This window comes from Croceivirga lutea (genome assembly GCF_014235875.1).
In the GTDB taxonomy this organism is placed as follows: Bacteria; Bacteroidota; Bacteroidia; order Flavobacteriales; family Flavobacteriaceae; genus Croceivirga; species Croceivirga lutea.
In genome coordinates this window covers 323,534-347,339 of sequence record NZ_JACJUK010000003.1, presented here as the reverse complement: position 1 = coordinate 347,339, position 23,806 = coordinate 323,534, and the positions used below count along the sequence as shown (strand labels likewise).

26 protein-coding genes are annotated in these 23,806 nt (G+C 36.8%); 9 read left to right on the top strand and 17 right to left on the bottom strand.

Annotation, left to right across the window (positions count from 1 at the left end):
• Positions 1 to 16: 16 nt before the first annotated feature.
• The 8 genes from H5V42_RS07800 to hemA form a co-directional block, all read right to left on the bottom strand.
• Positions 17 to 805, bottom strand: a complete 789-nt coding sequence (locus H5V42_RS07800) for a PhzF family phenazine biosynthesis protein (RefSeq protein ID WP_185782578.1) — start codon at positions 803 to 805, stop codon at positions 17 to 19.
• 16 nt (positions 806 to 821) lie between these two features.
• The gene (gene hemF / locus H5V42_RS07795) at positions 822 to 1,724 is read right to left on the bottom strand and encodes an oxygen-dependent coproporphyrinogen oxidase (protein ID WP_185782577.1); all 903 of its coding nucleotides are present in this window, start codon (positions 1,722 to 1,724) and stop codon (positions 822 to 824) included.
• A complete protein-coding gene (locus H5V42_RS07790) occupies positions 1,714 to 2,148 on the bottom strand; it encodes a DUF6973 domain-containing protein (protein ID WP_390809397.1) in 435 nt (144 codons plus the stop codon). The genes hemF and H5V42_RS07790 overlap by 11 nt, the downstream gene beginning before the upstream one ends.
• 71 nt (positions 2,149 to 2,219) lie before the next feature.
• Complete coding sequence (locus H5V42_RS07785; RefSeq protein ID WP_185782575.1) at positions 2,220 to 2,771, bottom strand: GNAT family N-acetyltransferase; 552 nt, start codon at positions 2,769 to 2,771, stop codon at positions 2,220 to 2,222.
• A gap of 9 nt (positions 2,772 to 2,780) precedes the next feature.
• The gene (hemE, locus tag H5V42_RS07780) at positions 2,781 to 3,806 is read right to left on the bottom strand and encodes a uroporphyrinogen decarboxylase (protein WP_185782574.1); all 1,026 of its coding nucleotides are present in this window, start codon (positions 3,804 to 3,806) and stop codon (positions 2,781 to 2,783) included.
• The gene (locus H5V42_RS07775) at positions 3,799 to 4,452 is read right to left on the bottom strand and encodes a uroporphyrinogen-III synthase (RefSeq protein ID WP_185782573.1); all 654 of its coding nucleotides are present in this window, start codon (positions 4,450 to 4,452) and stop codon (positions 3,799 to 3,801) included. Before H5V42_RS07775 ends, hemE begins: the two co-directional genes overlap by 8 nt.
• Positions 4,430 to 5,350 (bottom strand): hydroxymethylbilane synthase, encoded by a 921-nt coding sequence (gene hemC, locus H5V42_RS07770; protein ID WP_185782572.1) that lies wholly within the window; start codon positions 5,348 to 5,350, stop codon positions 4,430 to 4,432. Before hemC ends, H5V42_RS07775 begins: the two co-directional genes overlap by 23 nt.
• Positions 5,347 to 6,603 (bottom strand): glutamyl-tRNA reductase, encoded by a 1,257-nt coding sequence (gene hemA, locus H5V42_RS07765; RefSeq protein ID WP_185782571.1) that lies wholly within the window; start codon positions 6,601 to 6,603, stop codon positions 5,347 to 5,349. Before hemA ends, hemC begins: the two co-directional genes overlap by 4 nt.
• A 195-nt stretch (positions 6,604 to 6,798) precedes the next feature.
• Between hemA and H5V42_RS07760 the strand changes: the two genes are divergently transcribed.
• Positions 6,799 to 7,674, top strand: coding sequence for an AraC family transcriptional regulator (locus tag H5V42_RS07760; RefSeq protein ID WP_185782570.1), 876 nt, complete (start codon positions 6,799 to 6,801; stop codon positions 7,672 to 7,674).
• Here the strand turns inward: H5V42_RS07760 and H5V42_RS07755 are convergent.
• Entirely contained in the window at positions 7,671 to 8,750 is a 1,080-nt protein-coding gene (locus H5V42_RS07755; protein ID WP_185782569.1) for a mechanosensitive ion channel family protein, read from the bottom strand. The genes H5V42_RS07760 and H5V42_RS07755 overlap by 4 nt on opposite strands.
• 126 nt (positions 8,751 to 8,876) lie before the next feature.
• On the opposite strand from H5V42_RS07755, the gene hemH reads away from it, so the two are divergent.
• The 4 genes from hemH (at position 8,877) to H5V42_RS07735 (ending at position 13,248) form a co-directional block, all read left to right on the top strand.
• Complete coding sequence (gene hemH / locus H5V42_RS07750; protein WP_185782568.1) at positions 8,877 to 9,923, top strand: ferrochelatase; 1,047 nt, start codon at positions 8,877 to 8,879, stop codon at positions 9,921 to 9,923.
• Between the two features lie 14 nt (positions 9,924 to 9,937).
• Positions 9,938 to 10,723 (top strand): DUF3050 domain-containing protein, encoded by a 786-nt coding sequence (locus H5V42_RS07745; RefSeq protein WP_185782567.1) that lies wholly within the window; start codon positions 9,938 to 9,940, stop codon positions 10,721 to 10,723.
• A 15-nt stretch (positions 10,724 to 10,738) separates the two neighbouring features.
• The gene (locus tag H5V42_RS07740) at positions 10,739 to 12,124 is read left to right on the top strand and encodes an MATE family efflux transporter (protein WP_185782566.1); all 1,386 of its coding nucleotides are present in this window, start codon (positions 10,739 to 10,741) and stop codon (positions 12,122 to 12,124) included.
• A gap of 107 nt (positions 12,125 to 12,231) precedes the next feature.
• Complete coding sequence (locus tag H5V42_RS07735) at positions 12,232 to 13,248, top strand: lactonase family protein (RefSeq protein WP_229665611.1); 1,017 nt, start codon at positions 12,232 to 12,234, stop codon at positions 13,246 to 13,248.
• Here H5V42_RS07735 and H5V42_RS07730 read toward each other — a convergent pair.
• From H5V42_RS07730 to H5V42_RS07705, 6 genes are all read right to left on the bottom strand, one after another.
• Positions 13,245 to 13,631: a DUF2306 domain-containing protein gene (locus H5V42_RS07730; RefSeq protein ID WP_185782564.1), complete on the bottom strand. Its 387-nt coding sequence runs from the start codon at positions 13,629 to 13,631 to the stop codon at positions 13,245 to 13,247. The genes H5V42_RS07735 and H5V42_RS07730 overlap by 4 nt on opposite strands.
• A gap of 4 nt (positions 13,632 to 13,635) precedes the next feature.
• A complete protein-coding gene (locus H5V42_RS07725; RefSeq protein ID WP_185782563.1) occupies positions 13,636 to 14,082 on the bottom strand; it encodes a YybH family protein in 447 nt (148 codons plus the stop codon).
• 56 nt (positions 14,083 to 14,138) lie between these two features.
• Positions 14,139 to 15,227 (bottom strand): DNA helicase PriA, encoded by a 1,089-nt coding sequence (locus H5V42_RS07720; protein ID WP_185782562.1) that lies wholly within the window; start codon positions 15,225 to 15,227, stop codon positions 14,139 to 14,141.
• 92 nt (positions 15,228 to 15,319) lie between these two features.
• Positions 15,320 to 16,459, bottom strand: coding sequence for an SPFH domain-containing protein (locus H5V42_RS07715; protein ID WP_185782561.1), 1,140 nt, complete (start codon positions 16,457 to 16,459; stop codon positions 15,320 to 15,322).
• A gap of 106 nt (positions 16,460 to 16,565) precedes the next feature.
• Positions 16,566 to 17,123 (bottom strand): DUF427 domain-containing protein, encoded by a 558-nt coding sequence (locus H5V42_RS07710; protein WP_241731857.1) that lies wholly within the window; start codon positions 17,121 to 17,123, stop codon positions 16,566 to 16,568.
• A 28-nt stretch (positions 17,124 to 17,151) separates the two neighbouring features.
• Entirely contained in the window at positions 17,152 to 17,529 is a 378-nt protein-coding gene (locus tag H5V42_RS07705) for a DoxX family protein (protein ID WP_185782560.1), read from the bottom strand.
• A 43-nt stretch (positions 17,530 to 17,572) separates the two neighbouring features.
• On the opposite strand from H5V42_RS07705, the gene H5V42_RS07700 reads away from it, so the two are divergent.
• The 3 genes from H5V42_RS07700 to H5V42_RS07690 all read left to right on the top strand — a co-directional run bounded on the left by H5V42_RS07700 (position 17,573) and on the right by H5V42_RS07690 (position 18,536).
• A complete protein-coding gene (locus H5V42_RS07700; RefSeq protein ID WP_185782559.1) occupies positions 17,573 to 17,935 on the top strand; it encodes a DoxX family protein in 363 nt (120 codons plus the stop codon).
• Positions 17,936 to 18,031: 96 nt separating this feature from the next.
• On the top strand, positions 18,032 to 18,178 hold the full coding sequence (locus H5V42_RS07695; protein ID WP_185782558.1) for a hypothetical protein: 147 nt from the start codon (positions 18,032 to 18,034) through the stop codon (positions 18,176 to 18,178).
• Entirely contained in the window at positions 18,171 to 18,536 is a 366-nt protein-coding gene (locus H5V42_RS07690; RefSeq protein WP_185782557.1) for a DUF2237 family protein, read from the top strand. The genes H5V42_RS07695 and H5V42_RS07690 overlap by 8 nt, the downstream gene beginning before the upstream one ends.
• Here H5V42_RS07690 and H5V42_RS07685 read toward each other — a convergent pair.
• Positions 18,533 to 19,732, bottom strand: coding sequence for an FAD-dependent oxidoreductase (locus H5V42_RS07685; protein ID WP_185782556.1), 1,200 nt, complete (start codon positions 19,730 to 19,732; stop codon positions 18,533 to 18,535). The two genes, H5V42_RS07690 and H5V42_RS07685, sit on opposite strands and share 4 nt — an antisense overlap.
• Positions 19,733 to 20,122: 390 nt before the next feature.
• Here H5V42_RS07685 and H5V42_RS07680 point away from each other — a divergent pair, with 390 nt between their 5' ends.
• The gene (locus H5V42_RS07680) at positions 20,123 to 20,767 is read left to right on the top strand and encodes an HAD family hydrolase (protein WP_185782555.1); all 645 of its coding nucleotides are present in this window, start codon (positions 20,123 to 20,125) and stop codon (positions 20,765 to 20,767) included.
• A 2,079-nt stretch (positions 20,768 to 22,846) separates the two neighbouring features.
• Here H5V42_RS07680 and H5V42_RS07675 read toward each other — a convergent pair.
• Complete coding sequence (locus H5V42_RS07675) at positions 22,847 to 23,713, bottom strand: fructosamine kinase family protein (RefSeq protein ID WP_185782554.1); 867 nt, start codon at positions 23,711 to 23,713, stop codon at positions 22,847 to 22,849.
• Positions 23,714 to 23,806 lie beyond the last annotated feature (93 nt).

Genomic DNA, 23,806 nt, shown 5'->3' with positions numbered 1-23,806 from the left:
TTAGGATTAAGATGAATTATATGTATATCTCCCCAATTAAATAGGTAACTGCGTTACCAGCAATTTTAACACGGTCTCCTAAGAACTCACAAACCAAATAACCACCACGTTCAGAAAGTTGTTTGGCGGTAAGTTTAGTTTTTCCTAATTCTTTAGACCAGTACGGAATCATAGTAGTGTGTGCCGAGCCTGTTACTGGGTCTTCAGGTATACTGCATTGTGGCGCAAAAAAGCGTGAAACAAAATCAACTTTTTCACCTGGTGCGCTTACAATAACCCCACGACAATCTAACTGATTTACTAAATGGAAATTTGGAGTAATGGCTTCAATTTCTTTTTGACTTCTGTAGATAAGTAAATAGTCTGTTTTGCCTTTGATAGTTACAAGAGGAGCTAGACCAATGGCTTCATTTATTTCATTTTTATTTTCAAGAATTGTTGTCTCATCAGTAGGAAAGTCTAGGGTTAATAAATTATTTTCATCCTTAAATACTGATAACTTACCACTACGAGGAGAAAAAAACTGAATGGTATTCTCTTGGTAATTCAGGTAATTGAATATTGCATGGGCGGCAGCTAGTGTGGCATGGCCGCATAAATCTACCTCAATCTCGGCAGTAAACCATCGAATCTCAAAGCCATCGTTTTTACGTAAGATAAAGGCAGTTTCTGAAAGGTTATTTTCTTGAGCAATTTTTTGCATCGTAACTGTTGGTAACCATTCTTCTAAGGGGCAAATAGCCGCCGGGTTACCTTCAAAAACCTTTTCTGCAAAAGCATCAACTTGGTAAAGCGTTAATTTCATGTCTTAAATTTAGGTATTAAACCCAAGTTTTAGGTTTTTGTAATACTTGAACTAATTTTTCTTCTTCGCTTCCCGGTTCAGGGGTGTGATTGTAGACCCATTGTACATATGGAGGCAAACTCATTAGTATGCTTTCAATTCTTCCATTAGTTCTTAACCCAAAAAGTGTTCCTTTATCATGCACTAAATTAAATTCAACATATCTGCCTCTTCTAATTTCTTGCCAGTTACGGTGCTCTTCTGTGTACGCTATATCTTTTCGCTTTAAAACAATAGGCACATAAGCATCAAGAAAACTATCACCAACAGCTGTCACAAAACTATACCAGTCTTGCATCTGCATTTGTTTGTCTTTTTTTAGATAGTCAAAGAACAAACCTCCAATACCTCGGGCTTCATTTCTATGGGTGTTGTAAAAGTATTCGTCACAACGTTTTTTATAATTAGCATAAAAATTAGCGTCATGCGCGTCACAAGCTTTTTTACAAATGGAATGAAAATGCTTTGCATCTTCTTCAAATAAATAATATGGCGTTAAGTCTTGACCTCCACCAAACCATTGATCAACAATGTTTCCGTTTTTGTCATACATCTCAAAATAACGCCAATTTGCATGTACAGTTGGTACAAACGGATTTTTTGGATGTAAAACCAGACTTAACCCGCAGGCAAAGAAATCAGCATCTTTTACTCCAAAATACTTTTGCATACTTTCTGGTAAGGCGCCATGAACCGCGGAGATATTTACACCACCTTTTTCAAACACATTTCCATTTTCAATAACTCTAGTTCTGCCACCACCACCTTCTGGTCTTTGCCATACATCTTCCTGAAATTTTGCTTTTCCATCAATGGTTTCAAGCCTATGGGTTATGGTATTTTGTAATTCTTGGATGTAGGTGTAAAATTTATCTTTCATCTGACGCTGTAATATGTACCAATGAGTATTTTAAGTTTTTTGTTTCGTTTGAATGCTTAATTTTTACAGAGTTTTCTGCAAGTTCTAAAAAATAGTTAATTGCTTCTTCTGAAGTTGAAAAAGATTGTTCTTGGTAGGTTACTAAACCTACTAAGTTGTTATGACAGTCCATAACTTTTGCTAACTCTCTGTTAGGAAAAGCAAACTCATGCCAATCTGTTATATCTTTTGTCCAAGAAACAATTTTTTTGGTGTTTGTACTATACTTTTCACATGCTTTGGCAATAGCATAGTTCCAATAGGCATGTCTAAAAGCATTTGCAGGTCCATTTTTATAATGTGCTCTACCAAAATTAGCTGTAGAAACTATCATGCAGCTTTTTGTTGCCCTGTAAGTGGGTAATATAAAGGGTAAATGTTGCATACCCAGCTTTACTAATTTGATGAGCTCTACCCATTGTAACCTTTTAAAACTCTTTATTAGCGTTGTAATCTTCAAAGGTTATTTTTTGAGATATAATTAAGTTCATACAACTGCATAGTAACTAATTCTCCATTAGGTAATTGATGAGCCTTTGGTGCCTGCTTTACAAAATGAAAGTTATTTTTTAAAGCAACTTTTATACTGGCCACATTACTTTTATGTACCATAATTTGTAAAGTGTCGAGTCCTATTTCAGTTAAGCTCCAAGAAATTATTCGCTTTAAAAAAGCACTAATGATTCCTTTATTTTCATATTGGTATCCAATACAATAGGCCAATTCACCTTGTCCTTGTTTCTTTTGAAGTTCTTTTAGATATACCAGTCCTATTATTGTTCTATTTTCATTTTCTTTAATTACAAACAAATACTCTTCATTGGTATGGAATTGCTTTACTTTTTTAGCAACAAAAATTTCGGCTAAAGTTGGTGTTAGGTTTTGTTCTAAAGTTTTAGGAAAATAGGTTTTTAATCGGCTTTCGTTAGAAACTACAAAATTGCATAAGCGCCACGCATCTTTTTCATGAATGGGAGCCAGGCTATAGTTTGCTATTGAAATATTCATTGCAGTGTATTAGGCACTATATTCTTTGACTGCTTCAATAAAGGCACCTGCGTTTTCTATGGGTATATTAGGTAAAATACCATGTCCTAAATTTACTATGTAACGGTCTTTGCCAAACTCATCTATCATCTGTTTTACCATTTTTTTGATAGCTGCAGGGGGTGAAAGTAATCTAGAGGGGTCAAAGTTACCTTGTAGTGTTATTTGACCTCCTGATAAATATCTCGCGTTTTTTGGTGAGCATGTCCAATCTACACCCAAGGCAGAAGCACCGCTCTTAGCCATATCATTTAAAGCAAACCAGCACCCTTTGCCAAATAGAATAACAGGAATTTCATCTTTAAGCGCATCTACAATTTGCTGCATATATTGCATTGAGAATTCTTGGTAATCTACCGGCGATAGCATTCCACCCCAAGAGTCAAAAACTTGAATGGCATTACAACCAGCTTTTACTTTTTCTTTTAAATATGCAATAGTTGTGTCTGTTATTTTTTGAAGTAACGCATGAGCGGTTTTAGGGTCTGAAAAACATAATCCCTTAGCTAAATCAAAGTTTTTACTGCCTTGGCCTTGTACACAGTAACACAAAATTGTCCATGGAGAACCTGCAAAACCAATTAACGGAATTTCATTATTGAGTTTCTCTTTAGTCATTTTTATAGCATCCAATACATATCCTAAGCTATCTTGAATGTCTGGTACAATTACATTGGCTAAGTCTGCTTCGTTACGAATGGGATTAGGTAAATACGGACCAAAATTTGGTTTCATTTCTACATCAATATTCATGGCTTGTGGAATCACCAAAATATCACTGAATAATATTGCCGCATCCATGCCGTATCTGCGAATGGGTTGTACTGTAATTTCTGAGGCTAATTCGGGTGTTTGGCAGCGGGTAAAGAAGTCATATTTATTTTTTAACTCCATAAACTCTGGTAAATATCTACCTGCTTGGCGCATCATCCAAACAGGAGGCCTAGTAACAGTTTCTCCTTTTAAGGCTCGCAGAAATAAATCGTTTTTAATCATTTTGTTTTAAGTGTTTAATTGCCTGAACAAGTACATTTTCAATGGTTTGCTTAGTAGCAATTTTAATTTTATTTGTATGTTTTTTTGCTTCGGTTGCCGTGGTTTCTCCAATGCAAAAACACGTTCCTTTTACCTTGTTTTGTTTTGTAAAACTTTGAACACCACTAGGACTGTAAAAAAGAAGTCCGTCAAAATCTTGCTCAAAAGATTTTGGATTAAATGCGGTTTCGTAAGTCACCACCTCTTTAAGCTCAAGAGTTTTGTTTTCGCAAAGCCTTGGTATGTCTTCTTTTCTTAGATTACCAGATAAAAAAAGAAAAGATGTATCCTTGTAATGTTCAGTAATATATGCAGCTAAATCAGCCGCGTACTTAAATTGTTGAATTATTTCAAATCCATTTAGCTCTAAAAATTCTTTAGTTTTTTCACCAACACAAAAACAAGGTTTCTTATCAGCGTATTGATTAACATATGATTTTACGGCATTTTTACTCGTAAAAATATAATAGTCAAAAGGCTTTTTGGGTATTTCAAAACCAATTGGTTTTGTTTCTATGGCATTGTAATGTACAAAGCCTAACCCAGCGTTTAATAAAAGATGTTGTTGGGCGGTGGTCAATATTTTAGTTGATAGAACTGATTTCATTTTTAATACTTTCCATCAATTCTTTACCACCATCAGCAAGTACTAACTTGGCACAATGCGCTCCAAAGTCTTTTACTTTGGCTAACGGACATGTTTTTTCAATTTCAATTTTAGTTTTACCATCTAAAGAAAATAGCGCGCCTTTAAAAAATACCGTTTGTTCTTTAATGGTTGCAATAGCACCAATAGGTGCGGTACAACCACCTTCTAAGGTGCGTAAAAACTGTCTTTCTACAGTAACGGCAATTTCACTTTCAGGGTGATTTAACTTTTTTGTGGCAGTTATAGCCTCTTTGTTGTTTTCTAATGCCACTATTAACATTGCGCCTTGCGCAGGAGCAGGAATCATCCAATCTAGCTCTACAGCATCTTTTGGTAATAATTTAATGCGTTGTAGACCAGCCTTAGCGAAAATAGCACCGTTATACCCATTTTCAATAATCTTAATCAGTCTTGTGTTCACATTTCCTCTTAAGTCCACAACATTATGTGAAGGGTAGCGGTTCAACCATTGTGCTCTTCTTCGCAAACTACCTGTAGCTAATGTTCCAGTACCCTCTAAAAAATCAAGACCTAAATGAACCAATACATCTGTATTAGCTGCACGTTCTAAAACAGCTGTCTGAACTACACCTTTAGGCAATGCTGTTGGTACGTCTTTCATTGAGTGTACGGCAATGTCTATGTCTCCTTTGATTAAGGCGATATCTAAGGTTTTGGTAAAAACGCCTGTAATTCCCAATTCATACAAGGGCTTATCTAAGATTAAATCGCCATCAGATTTTACAGGAACTAGTACTGTGGCAAACCCAAGTTCTTCTAGTTTGTTTTGAACAGTAGTAGCTTGCCATAAAGCAAGTTCACTATCACGAGTTCCTATTCGAATTACTTTACTCATTTAGATTGAATTTCAAGATGAAAAACTTGTTGAATCCATTCTAAACTGTCTTCGGTATCAACGTTAGGGTCGCGTAAATGGTTGGCAAACTGCTTTGTTATTTTTTGAATAATTCGGTCAGAAATTATTTCAGCTTGCTGTTCATTAAAATCAGCTAATTTTTTTGATTGAAAATCAAGTTCTTCTGACTTTATTTCTTTCAATTTATCTTTTAAAGCACTAATTACTGGAGCAAATTTTCTGGTCTCTAGCCATTTTTGAAAATCAGCTTTTACCTCGCTTATTATCTTTTCAGCTTTGGGAATAAATGTTTTTCTACGTTCCAGAGTTTCATCAGTCATTTGAGAAAGTTGGTCTAAATGTAGCAGGGTTACATTGTCTAAATCTGTAACATTATCGTCTACATTTTTAGGAACTGATAAATCTAAAATTAGTAATGGTTTTTTAGTATGCAGTAATGCTTTAGAAACGGTAGGTAATTGGGCTCCGGTGGCAACCATTAATATATCGCATTTGCGAATTTCAGATTGTAATTGACCATATGGTTGAACATTTAAATTAAACTTACCAGCAATTTTATCTGCTTTTTCTTTAGTTCTATTAATTAAAGTTATGTGCGAGTTTGCGGTGTGTTTAACCAAATTCTCACAGGTATTTCTGCCAATTTTACCAGTTCCAAAAAGTAAAATATTCTTGTCTGAAACTTGGTCAACGTTGTCTAAAATATATTTTACCGCAGCAAAAGCCACAGAAGTAGCCCCAGTTGATAGTTCGGTTTCGTTTTTAATACGTTTACTTGCCTGAAGCACTGCATTGCATAACCTTTCAATAAAGTGATTTGTTAACGCTAGCTTTTTGGAACGAAAGAAACTTTGTTTTATCTGACTCGTAATTTCAAAATCACCAAGTATTTGACTATCTAAACCGGTACCAACTTTGAAAAGATGATCAATCGCTTCTTGGTTTTTATAAACGTAAGATACTTGTTGAAACTCTTCAACAGACCCTTTTGTTTCATCACATAACAATTTAATTAATTCGTAAGGATGTTGTGCAAAGCCATAAAGCTCGGTTCTGTTGCAGGTAGAAATGATTAATAAGCCGTCTACACCAATCTTTTTGGCTTCTAAAGAAACCCTATCGATTGCTGGCACGTCTAAACTAAATTTGCCACGTAGTAAGGCATCTGCCTTCTTGTAACTTAGTCCTACAGCGTAAAAAGAATGATGTCTAGAAAGGTTATAGGCTTTCATTCGAAATATAATGCATGCAAAAATATAATTACAATTGCGCAAAAAATAACGCTAGCGGTTCAATTAATATCTATATGTTGTAATTTTGTAGTTGAATGGTTAAAAGATTGGGATTATCAGGTTTTATAGTGTTTCACATTCGTTATTTATACTGATTCTTAATAATCATTTGAAAGGATTTAAATTTATTTAGAAATGAAAAGTATCGCTGAAGGTTCCGTTAAGGAAATTAAACTTGAAAATGATTTTTATTTGCTTCGTATTCAGAACGATAGTAATGAACTCTTTGCTTTTGAACGTTTTTTAGATAAAACAGTTATTCAAATGCATTTCTCCTTAAAAGGCGAAGCTGTGTTTAATTTTAATAATCGTAGCTATCAGTTACAAGTAACCGAAGAAAATTCTTTATTACTCTATAACACCCAAAAAGACCTTCCTTTAGATGTGGTTTTGCAGCCAAATACGTGGGTGGTATCTGTAATTATGTCTATTCAAAAATTTCATTCTCTTTTCTCTAGTGATGCTGGTCATATACCCTTTTTAGACCCTTCTTTTGGTGAAAAAAAGTATTATGGGCAAGAGCTATTAACCCCTGCTATGGCGGTTGTAATTAGCCAGTTAATGAGTAATGTATTGCATCCATCTATGGAAAAGCTCTACGTAAAGGCCAAGGTTTATGAACTTATTGCGCTGTATTTTAATAAAAATAACGATGCCGATTTACAACAATGCCCGTTTCTGGCTGATGAAGAAAACGTTCGTAAAATAAAATTAGCCAAAGACATTATTATAGAACGTATGGCTGAACCACCTACCTTAAATGAGCTTTCTGAAGAAATTGGGTTGGGGGTTAAAAAATTGAAAGAGGGTTTTAAACAAATTTATGGCGATTCTGTGTACGGATTTTTATTAGACCATAAGATGGATTATGCCCGCAAGCTGCTCGAAAGTGGTAGCTACAATGTTAATGAGGTTGGATTAAAAGTAGGGTATAGCACGGCTAGCCATTTTATAGCTTCGTTTAAGAAGAAATACGGTACTACTCCTAAAAAATACCTGAGTTCTATTTAAGAATTTCTGTCGCCTTTTTGTTTTTCTAAAGAACTGTCCTCTAAACGCACTCGCGTTCTGGCAATACTTTGTGGATATGTGTTTTGAATAAATACTACCATTTTTTCACGGATATGAACTCGTAAATCCCAAGCGGTTGAGGCATCTTTAGCACTAACTAAAATTCTGCTTTCTACATGGGCAGGTTTAGTATCGGTTACTTGAATGATACCCAATTCGCCATCCCACAAATCAGTATTGTTTAATATACGGTCGAGCTCTGCTCTCAATGCTTCAAACGGAATATCGTAATCGGTATATAAAAATACCGTACCCAAAATATCTGAATTGGTTTTGGTCCAGTTTTGAAAAGGTTGATCAATAAAATAGGGGGTGGGCACAATTAACCGTCGTTTATCCCAAATTTTTACGACCACATAGGTTAACGTTATTTCTTCAATTCGGCCCCACTCGCCTTCAACAATAACTACATCATCTAATTTAATGGGTTGGGCAATGGCAATTTGAATTCCTGCAATTATGGTTCCTATAAATTTTTGAGCAGAAAAACCTATGATAATACCCGCAACCCCGGCTGATGCAAATACACTTACGCCTATTTCCCTTATAGACTCAAATGTCATTAATGCCGCGCCCAAGGCTAAAATAACTATGACAAAAATTCCAATGCGTTCTAAAATATTAAATTGGGTGTATACTTGCCTTGCTTTTAGATTGTCTGCCTCATCAATATTGTACATGCTGGTAACAATTTTTTTCACAATCCCTAACAATACCAACAAAAACCAGGTGAATGAAAAAATAAATAGTAATGTACTTCCTTTTTTAAACCAAAAAGCAAATTCACTTAAACCCAATAGGTCCCTAAAAGATTCAATTCGTATAAAAATGGATAATAGAATAATTATCAACGGCCAAGAAAGTTTTTTAAAAGAACCTTTTGGTAGCAAATATTTTGGGTTTCTACCTATTTTTCTAAGAAAGAAAGAAACCAAACCATAGCTAATAAATAATAAAAGAATGGTAACAAGAATATAGAGGTGGTCTTGGGTTAAGATTTTCATTAGTTGCTGCATAGCTGCTAAATTGATAGGTGTACAAGTTAGCCATAGGAAAAATTGATTCCCAATAAAAAACTTCTTAATTCATAATTCCGTAAGTAAATCTGTGCTGTCGTATTTTTGTTAAAACGAAAATCTGCTATGAAAAAAGGAGTTCTTCTTGTTAATCTTGGGTCACCAGATAGTCCAACAAAAAAAGACGTTAAACCTTACCTAGACCAATTTTTAATGGACGAGAGGGTTATAGACGTTCCTCCATTGTTGAGAAATCTACTGGTTAGAGGTATTATATTAAATACACGTCCTAAAAAATCTGCAAAGGCATACGCTAAAATCTGGTGGGATGAAGGCTCTCCTTTGATAATAATTTCTGAACGCTTTAAAGAAAAAGTGGCCGATAAATTAAATATGCCTGTTGCTTTAGGTATGCGTTATGGTAGTGGTAGCATTAAAGAAGGTTTTCAAGAACTCGTGAACAAAGGTGTAGACGAAGTGTTATTGGTGCCATTATATCCACATTATGCCATGTCTTCATACGAAACTGTGGTGGTTAAGGCTTTAGAAGACCAACAGCAGTTTTTTCCTGAGGTTAAAGTAACTACCATGCCTGCTTTTTATAGTAATCAAGATTATATTAAGGTTTTAGCAAAAAGTATTGCTGAAGGTTTAGAAGGGTTTGCGTATGACCATGTGTTGTTTTCCTATCACGGTATTCCTGAAAGGCACATTAGAAAATCTGACCCTACAAAGTTTCATTGTAAAATCGATGGTACCTGTTGTAAAGTTAATTCAGTTGCACATCACACCTGCTACCGTCATCAGTGTTACGACACTACAGAGTTAGTCGTAAAAGAATTAGGTATTGCGCCAGAAAAATATAGTACTTCATTTCAGTCTCGTTTAGCAGGAGACCCTTGGTTAAAACCTTATACTGATTATGAATTTGAAAGATTAGCTAAAGAAGGTAAAACCAAATTGGCTGTGATTACACCTGCATTTGTTTCTGATTGTTTAGAAACTCTAGAAGAAATTGCTATGGAAGGTGAAGAAGAATTTAAAGAGGCGGGTGGAGAATCTTACAAACACATTGCTTGTTTAAATGACCGTGATGATTGGGCAGACTTAATGGTAAATTGGATTACAAACTGGGAAAAAGACGGTCAACTCCCTCAACTACACATTCGTTAGAAAAAATAAGTGCTATGACTATTGAAACTATTGAAAAAGAACTTTTACCACTTAGAAATCAGTTAAAAAATCACGAATTATACGCAGAACTTTCATCTATAAATGATATTCGACTTTTTATGGAAAGTCATGTGTATGCGGTATGGGATTTTATGTCGTTACTTAAGGCATTGCAAAATCAGTTAACCACAACTACACTTCCTTGGAAACCTAAATTGAATTCGGCTGCTGCCAGATTCATTAATGAAATTGTCTTAGAAGAAGAAAGTGATGTTAATGTGAATGGGCTTCCGCAAAGTCATTTTGAAATGTATCTCGAAGCAATGGTTGAAGCTGGTGCTGATGTTCAAAGAATTCAGATGTTGTTAACCGATTTTAAGGATTTGGACAATTTTGATACCACTTTAGAGGTAGCCAATTTATTACCAGCAGAACGAGATTTTTTAAAGTTTACGTTTTCTGTTATTCAAACACAAGAACCTCATATTATAGCAGCTGCCTTTACTTTTGGTCGTGAAGACTTAATTCCAGACATGTTTTTAAAAATAATTGAAGGTGCCGAAGCTCAAGGAAGTAGCTTTCCTAAGCTTGCTTATTATTTAAAAAGGCATATTGAATTAGATGGTGACGACCACGGACCGCTTGCGCTGAAAATGATACAGGAGCTTTGTGGTAATGACCATTTTAAATGGAATGAAGTTGCGGTATACAGTAAAAAAGCTTTAGAAAAAAGAATTGTGCTATGGAATAGTATTGCTGAGCGCATCAAACATAAAAAGACAGGTTTAGTAGAAGCCTAATGTATCTTTGCTTCAATGGCCAAAGTAACCTCTGAAGAATTAGGAATAGAACCTATTGGTAAATTGCTTGTAAAACAGGCGGTACCAGCTTCTATAGGTATCTTGGTAATGTCATTGAACGTTTTAGTCGATTCTATTTTCGTGGGTAATTGGATTGGTTCTATTGCCATTGCCGCGATTAATGTAGTCTTACCCGTTTCTTTTTTTATTGCTGCTTTGGGTATGGCAATAGGTATTGGAGGAGCAAGTATAATTTCTAGAGCTTTAGGTGCAGATAATAAAGAAAAAGCCCTAAAAACCTTTGGGAACCAAATTACCTTAACACTTCTGGTGACCATTACTATGGTTACCGTAGGCTTGTATTTTGTAGATACCCTAATTCCTGCTTTTGGTGGTAAAGGTGCCATCTTTGAACCGGCTAAAATTTATTATGTAATTGTTTTATATGGAGTGCCTTTTCTAGCGCTTTGTATGATGGGTAATGCAGTTATTAGAGCAGAAGGCAAACCTAAGTTTGCTATGATGGCCATGATTATACCGTCTATTGGTAATCTGATTTTAGATTACGTTTTTATATATCTGTTAGACTGGGGTATGCACGGTGCAGCTTGGGCAACAACGGCAGGTTATCTCTTGTGCTTTGGCTATATTTTTTACTTTTTTCTATCAAAAAACTCAGAACTTAAACCTAGCCTTACTCATCTTGGTCTAGACTTTCCTATTCTAAAAGAAATGGGGTCTTTAGGCTTTGTTACTCTTGCTAGGCAAGCCGTTACAAGTATAATTTACTTGCTCCTTAACAATATTCTATTCAGTTTAGGTGGCGAAGCTCTAGTTGCGGTTTATGCAATAATTGGGCGTATGTTAATGTTTGCGTTGTTTCCAGTTTTTGGGGTCACACAAGGGTTTTTACCCATTGCTGGTTTTAATTACGGCGCGCATAAATTTGAGCGTGTTAAAGAATCTATCTACACCGCTATTAAGTATGCGGCCTTAGTGGCTACTTTGGTTTTTATCATTTTAATGGTTTTTCCAGCGGATATCGCTAGTTTGTTCTTAAGTGATAGGCCCGATTTACCTCTTAAGGATAAAGAAACTAACGCTTTTGTACTAGAACATGCACCTTTAGCAATGCGGCTGGTATTTGCGGCAACCCCAATAATTGCCCTTCAGCTTATAGGTTCTGCTTATTTTCAAGCCATAGGGAAGGCTGTGCCAGCTTTGTTACTAACCTTAACGAGACAAGGATTTTTCTTTATTCCGCTTATTCTGCTGTTGCCCAATTTTTTGGGTGAACTTGGGGTGTGGCTCTCTTTTCCGATTGCCGATGTTTTGGCAACTATTGTTACTGGAATTTATCTATGGAAAGAAGTACACTATAAATTGACACCAACTAACTAGCTATTCCGTATTTTAGAATTTTTAAAAGCCAAACCATGAAATCTTTTTATATACTGCTGGTTAGCAGTTTACTGCTTTTTTCTTGTACAACTGATAAAACTCCTTGGATGAAAATTTATATAGGCACATATACTGATGGTCAAAGTGAAGGAATTTATACGGTAAAGTTCAATCCAGAAACGGGCGAATTGGATTCATTGCAATTAAAAGCGAAGCTCCCAAACCCTTCTTTTTTAGCCTTATCTCAAGATAAAACTAGGCTTTATGCAGTTCAAGAAACAGCCGATTTTGATGCTGATGGCGGAGGAATTACGGCATTTAAAATTACTGGGGAGCAGTTAGAAGAAATAAATACAAAGGGTACTGGTGGGGCACATCCTTGCCATGTTGCCTTGTCTAATAATGGGCAATTAGCGGTCAGTAATTATAGTGGTGGCAACCTAGCCGTTTTTGATATAGCTGCTGAGGGCGGTTTATCAGACCGTCAATTACTACAGCACAATCCTGCAGACACTACAGGTGTTGCTCATGTACATAAAGCCATTTTTAATAAAAACGCCTTATTTGTGGCAGATTTGGGTTTAGATGCCGTAAAACGATATGCAAAACAACCTTATGGCTGGATTCCTGCCAACCAAGCAACACTGGAATTTCCAAAAGGTGCAGGCCCCAGACATTTTGTATTTAACGCTGATGCTTCTTTTTTATATGTAATTAACGAATTGAATGCTACACTCACTGTTTTTGAACAAAATGCAGAGGGTAGTTACCGTCAAATTCAAAACATATCTACATTGGCTGAAGGTTTTAACGGTGAAAGTTTTTGTGCGGATGTACATTTATCCCCAGACGGAAATTTTTTATACGGTTCTAACCGAGGTGAAAATACAATTGTCATCTTTAAAGTTGATAAAGATTCTGGTAAGATTGCAACTGTAGGTAGAGAAAGTGTACAAGGAGATTGGCCCCGAAATTTCACGTTATCCCCTGATGGTAAATTTTTACTTGTTGCCAATCAAAAAAGCAATAACATCACTGTTTTTAAAAGAGATTTAGATTCTGGCGGCTTAATTTATACTCATGAGTATAAAATTGAAGCGCCTGTTTGTTTGGTGTTTAATTAACCAAAAAACAACTCATGCAAATAGCGGCCTGGAGCTAGAGTAAATCCACCGGCTATGCCAATTGCTCCTATGTAGAGCAACACCATTTTTCGTTGATGTGATTTAATTTTTCCTTTTTTAATAGCGGTATAGGCTGTAGGTACAGTCCAAATAGTTAAAAAGCTAAAAAGGTGAATCCATCCAAAGTGATGTAAAAACTGACTACCAACTCTTGCGGGCATAAACAGGCTAATTATCGCGGTAAATAGCATGAGTACCATGTAAACTTTTCCTAAAGTTCTATGGATAGCTGTTCCTTTTTTACCAAACAGACCATAAGCCCCTAAAAAAATACAAGGAACCACAGTTACTAAATGTAGATACATAAGGGTGTCGTAGTTCATTGCTTCAATTAATTTTTGCTGAGGTATCAGCAATTACTTTCCATTCACCGTTAATTTGCTTTAAAACAAGCATAAAAATACCGTTAGTATCGCCCACGCTTCGGGTTAAATGGTATTCTCCCATTACATAGTAGCTTTCTTCAGCAATTGGCGCAATCTCATTGAATTTAAATTTTAAGGTGCCAAAATGTTCTTTTGAAGGATAGCTCTTTCGGTATCTTTCAAGAGTTGCCTGCCAACCTTTAATTACTCCGCCACTTCCATAAAAAGTAAGTTCGTCAGATTTCCAATAACCTTCCATAAAGGTTTCAATGTCATAGTTGTTCCATGCATCTTCTTGGGCTTTTAAAATTTTAAGAATGGCGTTTCTATCTTTTTCATAAGCAGTATCCTGAGCATTACTAGGAAAGGCAAACACCAAAAGCAGACTAATCACAACTAATTTTTTCATGGGAGGTTTGGTATAGAATCCTTTAAAAATAAAGAAAACCACACCAATTAGTTGGGTTACTTGTTAAAAAAGACCAGTAAACCAATAACAATAAGTACTGCTAGTATGGTAAAAAATATTTTCCAAGCACTGTAGGGTCGTGTTCCAGAAATGGTTCCGTTTTCACCATTGACAAAGAAATTGTATTCTTTTCCATTGTACCTGTATGCACTTACGTAAACAGGCAACAAAATATGTTTAAAGGTCTCCTCTGATAATTTTACCTGCATGCTGCTCACCCGTTGCGTATCTCCGCCAATATCTTGTCTGCACCATCGCTTTGCAATTCGATCGGCTTCTCCCTTTGCTGATAAATGACCTTGACGTAACGGAATGGTGTATTTCTCAGTAACGAAACCTCTTAAAAAACTAGAATTAAAGGGTTGTAATAATTTTAAATTCCAACGTGCTATTTTAGAGGGCACACGACCTTTTCGCTGTTTTGAAGCTTCCACTAAAGTGTCATCTACAAAGCCAGATACTTGGCCAGATGCGGGGTACCATCGGGTTTTACGAACACGCTTACTTACCATCTTACCATTGGCGTTACGTACCCTTTTTGTCTCATAATAATATTCGCCTCGCTGCCCGGTGTATTGCGCATAAAGTTGAGCATCAAACGTCCAATAGGGTAAATAAAGCCCTTTGGTAAACTGTGGGTCTAAAGCTGCTTTTTTGAGGTTGTTGGGCGCAAACCATAAGCGCTTTACCCAGCGTTGAAAAATCTGGTAACTTTTCTTTTTATCTATTTGAAAAGGGAGTACCGCTCCAGGTAAAATCCATTCTTCTTTATACTGGTCTTCTAAAACCAGAGGCATACTGCAATACACACAGTGTAACGACTTGTAGTTTTCTTCTATATGCTGAGTGGCTCCACAATTTTTGCACTGGAGCATTGAAATTTCCTCACTGTGCCGCTGCGCCCCCATGGCATTTAAATAGGGGTATAATTCTAATTCTTCAAACCCATTTTCATTAATAATAGTCTCTTGATGCCCGCAATATTCACATGAAATATTTGTAGTTCCGGGTTGATATTTCATTTCTGCCCCGCAATTAATGCAGGGTTTTTTGAGCTCGGTATTTTTTACGGTGTTTTCTTCCATGTGGTCATTCCCGCGTAAGCGGAAATCTTTTGCTTTAATTCCCCTGATACAGCTTTGAGAACAGCCTTACAGGGTAGACAAAACCAGATTAATTAGGCGTTAGGTAATGGGGGTGGAGTATTACCGCCTAAAAACGACTTTAATTCTTCAACTTCTTGTAGAGCTGTCCAATTGGCCATGCCTTGTTTCCACACCAAACTATCTCTATTAATGGTACGGTTGGCAAATAGTGCTTTTAATTGATCAAAAGAAACCGGACCTTGTTGTGTTCCATTTACTGCATAGAAATACTGTACGGCAACTGGCATTGGTGGAGGTGCTGCAGCACTACCTGCTTGCGGAAAAGACTGCTGTTGCCCCATTGGGGAGCCGCCCATCATACCGCCCATTTGTTGCGCTAATACAAAGCCCATACCCATGCCCATACCAGCACCTGCAGTTCCGCCTTCATTTTTTGCAGCTAATTCCATGGCTTTAGCCGCTTTAAATTGGGCTAGTTTTTGCATGTCTAACTTGTCTAAACGACTGTATTCGAAGATTTCTTTCTTTAAATCTTCTGGCATGCTTACATTCTCGATATAGAATTTCTCTAAAGCAATACCAACACTTTCAAATTCTGGTGCCATAACCTCTCTACAGGTATCTGATAATTCAGAAGTATTTGCAGCATACAATTCAATTGGTAAATTGGCTTCGCCAACGGTATCTGTAAAACGGGTGGCAATTAGACTTTTTAAATGTTCATTGATTTCAAAGTTGGTAAAGTTGTTATCTGTACCTACGATATCAACGATAAACTTTCCGGCATCCGAAATTCTAAATGCATACGTACCAAAAGCACGAATTTCTACTAAACCAAAACGGTCATCACTTAAGGTAATTGGGTTTTTAGTGCCCCATTTTTCATCGGTAAATAAATGGGTATTTACAAAATACACTTCTGCTTTAAAAGGGGAGTTAAACCCGTATTTCCATCCTTTAAGTGTAGAAAGAATAGGTAAATTTTGCGTAGTAAGGTCGTAAGTACCAGGTGTAAATACGTCCGCTAGTTGACCTTCATTAACAAAAACGGCGGTTTGTCCTTCTCTAACAATAAGTTTTGCTCCATTTTTTATCTCGTTTTGGTAGCGTTCAAAACGATGTGCAATGGTGTCATCTGTATAATCTAGCCACTCAACAATGTCTATAAACTCATTGCTAAGCTTTTCTTTAATTTTTCCGAATATGTCCATTTATGTAGTGTTTACAAGTTGTAATGCTAAAGCTAACAAAAAACTAGAAGCTTCACTTTAGGTTAGTGTGAATTTGTGAAGAATTGTTACACCACTACGTAACTGTTTACCAATGACCAGTTTTAGGCTCTCCTTTAAACGGGCCAACAAACTCATCTGTAATCCATCCAGCATAGAAACAGCCAGGTTGTCTTCGAGCTTTTTCATCATCAACATAACAATCCAATGCATCAGGATAAAAACTATAATACGCAGTTAATTCTGAAAACTCTTGATACGGTTTTTCATATGACCACCCAACCATGAGTTGTGGCTTGTCTTTTAATGCCCAATAGGTGGCAGCACCTTTCCATTCGCAAAATGAGGACTTACCAGGTATTTTCACCAAAATATCCTGCTTTACATGTTGCGGCGGAATGTAATAGGTAGGAGGGTGGGCCGTTTCTAAAAGCATCATGGCCTCTGCACTACCAGCAATAAGCTCACCTTTGTATTTTACTTTAATAAGTTTTGTGGTTTTCTCTAGAACTGGCGGTCTGGGAAAATCCCATACAGAGCGCTGACCTTCATTTGGAGTTTCGGCAAAATCTGGTCGTTGTTCGCCTTTAAATTGCCAGTGTGTTCTTGCTTTTTGTAGCCAGTTTGGGATGGTTTTTTTCATCATGGTTATAGGTTTAATTCAGCTATAAGGATTATAAAATGCCGGTATAATTTAAGATGAGTAACAATGACAAAAACAAAAATGAAAAAGCTGGAAAAGCTTTTTTAAAGGGGTCTTTAATTTTTAAATGCATGCTAATAGCTCCACCCATTAGTATGGCCATTACAATTGCCGCCGGTAATAATAGTTGAGGAACCCATATAGAAAGCACCATACCAAGAGCACTTAATACTTTTAATCCGCCAACTATATACATTATAGTTTCTGATAGGCCGTAATTTTTAAACTCGGCTTTCATGCTATTAGCTTCACCGCCTCTGTATACAGTGGGTTTGTTAAATCGAATAAACCAAACATTAATAATGCTTAGAAAAATAAAAATCTTGATTGCAGTGAATAGATATTCCATAGTGTCTTTATTTTAAAATTTTACGTTCGTATTTTTGTAATTCATGTCAGTAGCAAACCCATTCCTCATCGGAATTCAATTATTTTCTGCCATTTCTTTTGTGTTTTTTGGCTTTTCTTGCCTTTACGCTCCATTCTTAAAATTGGAGTTTAAACGTTACGGATTAGTAAACTATAGAAGATTAACAGGTTACTTACAGTTATTAGGAGCTTTAGCTTTACTACTCGGATTGTTTTATAAACCTTTAGCTATTGTGGGCAGTTTAGGACTTTCTATTTTGATGTTCATGGGACTCGCTATCCGAATTAAAATCAAAGACTCCGTACGTAAGTCACTCCCCGCTGCTTTTTATGCTGTTTTAAACTTGATACTCTTCTTGTGGTTACTAAAATTTCATAATGTTTAATAAATTTACACAAAAGTTAAACAAAATTTGGTACCTTAGGAAAAAGAAGTACTAAATAACCGTTAAAAGTTCACGGTTGCCTAAAAATCAAATGCTATGAAAAAGAAATCTCACTTTATTACAGAACGCCCTTTAGCAGACATGCATGCAGACGGTGTGCGCTTTAGTGAATCAATTAGAGAAGCACTAAAAAACCAACAAACGATTTCTGAAGTAAAAAATCAACAACAAAACAATGCCTAAAAATGTGCTGGGTACACCATTGGTGGCCTGCTGCTTTGAACCAAAAACTGGATTTTACCGAGATGGTTTTTGTAAAACTGGTGATATAGATACAGGAACACACGTAGTTTGTGCTGAAATGACGGAAGAGTTTCTTCGATTTACATTGGAAAAAGGGAACGATTTGATTACCCCTATTCCTTTTTACCAGTTTCCAGGGCTACGACCAGGTGACCAATGGTGTTTATGCGTTTCTCGTTGGAAAGAAGCCTATAATGCTGGGGTTGCACCTCCGGTTAAATTAGAAGCTACCCACGAAAAAGCACTTAAATATGTTTCTTTTGAAATGTTGTTAGCACACAAACGTACAACTGATTAAGTTGTTTGTCTCAAGTAAGTAATTGCAGCATAGGCTGCTGCTTCTCCTGAGGCCATTGCGGCATTTAATGAACCATTTAAGGTATAGTCACCAGCTTTAAAAACACCCTCTGGTTGTGATGTAGCTTTTGGGTGCATGGTAACTGTGGGCAATTCGGGTAATGCCTTGGTAATTTCGTAATGTTTTAAAAGCATACCCACTTCTAAACCACAATATTCTTGCAACTCTTTTCGAACTTGTTTTTCCAATTCAAGCAAAGAAAGATTAGTTTCTTTAACTACGGTTACTGATAGTACGGGATAATCTGTAGTAAACAAATAGTACATATTATTAACCAGCGAATTTTCATCAGCAATTAAAGCAATTATTCCAGTATCAAAAGTTTTAGCAGCTGTTCTAAAGTAAAAGTTGTGGCAGCTTTTCCATTTTACATTTTCGTTTAACGGAAATGTTGATAGCATCGGTTTTTGAGATATGCTACTCCCATCACTTAGCGTGAGGGTTTCATTTGCTACTGCAACCACTTTTGTGTTATACTTGAAAACGGCTGTAGACAAACCATTTTTAAGTTGCTGGGCTATTGCACCAATACCCTTTTTAGGAACTGCTGCGTAGCCTTCTGCAAACATTTTAAAAATAAAATTGAACATTCTAGAGGACGTTCGGAGCTCCTCCTCTAAAAATATACCCGTAAAAAAAGGTTTAAAAAAGTTACTGATGATTGCTTCTGAAAACCCATAATTCCTTAAGAAAGTTATCGTTGAGGTATCTTCCGCCTCAAAAATTTTGGAAATGGATTGTTTTTTTAATTCTTGGGTTAGTTTAAAAATTTTCCATTTGTCTATTAAGGTTCCAACAGTAGAAATTAGTGTAGGCCATAAAGCCGATAAATCCCGTAAAGGGTCCCCAATTCTGGTTGTTTTTCCGTTTTTAAAAATCAAAGCCCCCGGTTTAAAATACTGTAGTTCCAAAGCTTCTAAATCCAGGTGTTTTTGAACTTGTGGGTACGCAGTTAGCATTACCTGAAAACCATGATCAAAGGCTATATCGTTTTCAATAGTAGTTTTAACTCTGCCGCCCACCTCATTGGTTGCTTCAATAATGGTGGTGTTAAACCCCTGTTCTTCCAACGTTTTAGCAGCTAATAATCCGCTAATACCTGCTCCTAAAATGGTAATCTCTGTTGTATTTTGCATAGTTTTCTATAGTTAAGCGATTGCCTATTGTGCTGCATTAACACCTCTTTACTCTTTTGATAGCTTTTTAATAGATTAATGACTGCAATTAGTTGGTGAGGCAACAAATACTTGTAAGCAGGCTTTTTTAGTTTAGTGTCCCATTTAGTTTTTAGGGTATTATCTAAGGCAATTCGTAAATAGCAGTGGTTCCTAAAGTTTAACTCAGGATACTGCTTTTCTAACTTTTCAGGCAAACCTTGATAAATCAATTTAATTGTTCATTAAAAATTAATTCAAAGTTAAACAGAAATTGAAGAATTTAATGCTTTGACACGCTAAGCTTTTTCGTAATAAAGGTTATACTAGGTAACTTGCCAGAAGCTACTATTTTTGCTCAAAATTTAAAGAATGGTAAAAGCAGTACTTTTTGATATGGACGGCGTAATTATTAACTCTGAACCGCTGCATTATAAAGCCTATCATCAAATGTTTAAGGACTTTGGAATTACCGTTGACGCTTCATTGTATGAAAGCTTTACCGGCATGGCCACCTTACCTATCTGCCAAATTTTGGTTGATCATTTTAACCTTGACTACGAGGCAAAAGAACTAGTTGCTCGTAAGCGTAGCCATTTTAAAGATTTATTTTTTAACGACCCCGATTTGCAATTGATTGATGGGGTTTTAGAGCGTATTCAAGACTATTATGAAAACGGATTAACCCTAGTTTTGGCGAGTTCTGCCTCAATGCCCAATATAAATAACGTGTTTAAACGATTCAATTTAGACCAATATTTTGTAGCTAAATTGAGCGGGGCCGATTTACAACAATCTAAACCGCATCCTGAAATTTTTAATAAAGCTGCCGCGGCTTCGGGCCACAAAAAAGAAAACTGCATGGTTATTGAAGATTCTACAAACGGAATTATAGCCGCTAAAGCTGCAGGTATTTACTGTGTGGGTTATGATAGTCCGAACTCTAAAAATCAGGATTATTCACAAGCGGATAAGGTAATTCACTCTTTTGAAGAGATTGCTTTTACTAAGTTGTAGTTTTCGCACACCTTAGGTTCTTTGGGTTTTAACCTAAGATTTTGTTTTATGTTACTAGATTGTCAGTTCGAGTGGCGGCCTGAAAGAGCGGTTGTATCGAGAACTGGTTGAGTTGAAAAAGCTTCTCGATACTAATTTTTTCCTATACTTCGACTGCGCTCCGTATTCACCTCGAAAATTTATTCGAAGTGACATTTAGTTACCAAACACAACCCCTTCCGTCCTGACTATCGTCAGTCCACCTTCCCCTAACTAGGGGAGGGAGTTTTTTTTATGTTTTTAGCTTTCTATTTTCATTGGAATGACAGTGAAACCAACTTCACGATTTGTCATTTCGATATGAGGCGCGAGCCGATTGAGAAATCTCTTAGTTTTCTTCATTTTCTTTGATTGTGCAACGACTAAAATTTAAAAATGCAGTGCATCTTTAAATTTTATGTGCGAGATGTAGCGCTGGTAAGCAAAAGAAAACACACTTTCCAGCAGGAATCCATTACGCTAAGAATTGCTTTTTAAAAGATTCCCATTTTCATCGAAATGACAGAGGTTAATTAAAGGGGAATCCGGCCTATTTTCAGATTTGTAGTAAATCAAGAAGTATTTGAGAAGGTTGAGGGAAATCGTCCAAAGAGTATTCCGATGACATCGGAAACGGTCTGGACGATGCGGACCAAAGACTTCGTTAGATTTCAAGAATCGGAAAATCAGCCTAGACTTTTTGGATACTTTTTTGGCAATGAAAAAAGTATCGGATACACAACCCTTTCCATCCTGACTATCGCCAGTCCACCTTCCCCTAACCAGAGGAAGGAGTTCTTTTGATGTTTTGGATTCCCATGTTCATTTGAATGACAGTGGTCAATTAAAGGGAGCCCGGCCTATTTTCAGATTTGTAGTAAATCAAGAAGTAGTTGGGTATAGCAGCAGGAAATCGTCCAAAGAGTATTCCGATAACATCGGAAACGGGCTGGGCGATGAGGACCAACAACTTTGATAGATTTCAAGAATCATAAAATCAGCCTAGACTTTTTGGATACTTTTTTGGCGATGAAAAAAGTATCGGATACACAACCACGCCTACGGTCGCCAACCTTTATCGACAAAAAACAAAAAACCAACTAGATTTCTCACACTTCACTGCGTTTTGGTTCGAAATGACATTTAGCGTTCGGAAAGCCTTTTCTAATGCTATAATTCCTGCGAAGGCAGGAATCCACTATAGCAATGAAAAAAGTATCGGATACACAACCCCTTCCGTCCTGACTATCGTCAGTGCACCTTTCTACTGAATCAAGATAAGCTCAGGCCTAACTAGGGGAAGGAGTTTAGTGTCATTTCGATATGAGGCGCGAGCCGAATGAGAAATCTCTTGGTTTTCTTCATTTTCTTTGCTCTCCAACGACTAAAATTTAAAAATGCAGTGCATCTTTAAATTTTATGTGCGAGATGTAGCGCTGGTAAGCAAAAGAAAGGAGACTTTCCAGCAGGAATTTTTACTACGTAAAACCCATCTCGAAACTCGGCCGTTCCGTTTCACGGAACAGGTACCATTCCGAGCTTTCTCAATGTATTCTTCTGTAAAGAAAACCACACATTAACCTTTTCGTCGTGGTTTTGTCATTCCTGCGAAAGCAGGAATCCATTACGCTAAGAATTGCTTTTTAAAAGATTCCCATTTTCATGGGAATGACAGTGGTCAATTAAAGGGAAGCCCGGCCTATTTTCAGATTTGTAGTAAATCAAGAAGTATTTGAGAAGGTTGAGGGAAATCGTCCAAAGAGTATTCCGATGACATCGGAAACGGTCTGGACGATGCGGACCAAAGACTTCGTTAGATTTCAAGAATCGGATACACAACCCTTTCCATCCTGACTATCGCCAGTCCACCTTCCCCTAACCAGAGGAAGGAGTTTAGTGTCATTTCGATATGAGGCGCGAGCCGATTGAGAAATCCCAAGAACAAACTAGATTTCTCACGCTTCACTGCGTTTCGGTTCGAAATGACCTTTAGCGTTCTGAAAGCCTTTTCTAATGTCGTAATACCTGCGAAAGTAGAAATCCAAAACCGCTTTCACTTCTTCACAAAAAATATCGTTTAACAATCTCGAGAACAGAGTTTTTATACGAAACCCCAAACATATTCAGGTGTGCCAATAAATAATACAATTGGTATAGTGCTGTGCGTTCGTTGCAACCACTGACTTCTGGGCGAATTTCATGATACGCATCATAAAAGCGCTGACCAAATCCACCAAAGAGTCGCGTCATAGCTATGTCCACCTCAGCATGCCCATAATATACTGATGGGTCTATTAAATACGGTTCCCCGTTTTCAGATATCAAATAGTTACCACTCCACAAATCGCCATGCAAGAGTGCCGGTTGTACCTCTGGGAAAAGCGCTTCACATCTTTTGAGCAATTTACTTTCAGTTGGCAGTTCCGTAGCCGTTACTAGTTGCGTATCTCTAGCTAGTTTAAACTGGGGTACTAATCGCTCTTGCACAAAAAAGTCTACCCATTTAGAATGCGTACGATTTTGTTGTGGCAGACTACCTATAAAATTAGCGTTTGAAAAACCGAATGTTGGTGGTGCAGACAACTGATGTAGTACCGCTAACTGCTGCCCTAATTTTTCCAAGTCGGTCGCACTGGCCTGTTTAGCGGTAATGTGCTCCATAACCAAAATGGCGTTACCTTCAAATGTACCACACCACAACACTTTAGGTACGCTTATGGTCTTAGTTTTGCGCAACGCTTGCAACCCTTGTTGCTCAGCTTCAAAAAGGGCTAAGCCCTGCGGGCTCCCATTAACCTTACAAAAAAACTGTTCGGTATCAGCGGTAATACCGTACGCAGCAGAAATATCGCCTCCCGAAACAGCACGTATACTGTTCACCCGAATACACAACACATAGGCTAAATGTTTTTGTAAGGCTTTATTCATTTTGGAGTTCATCTAAAGCTAAAGATACTACCTGCGCTCTTAGGGCTAAAAGCTTCATTTACTGTGGTTACGTTTGTATGCACTCGCTAAAAG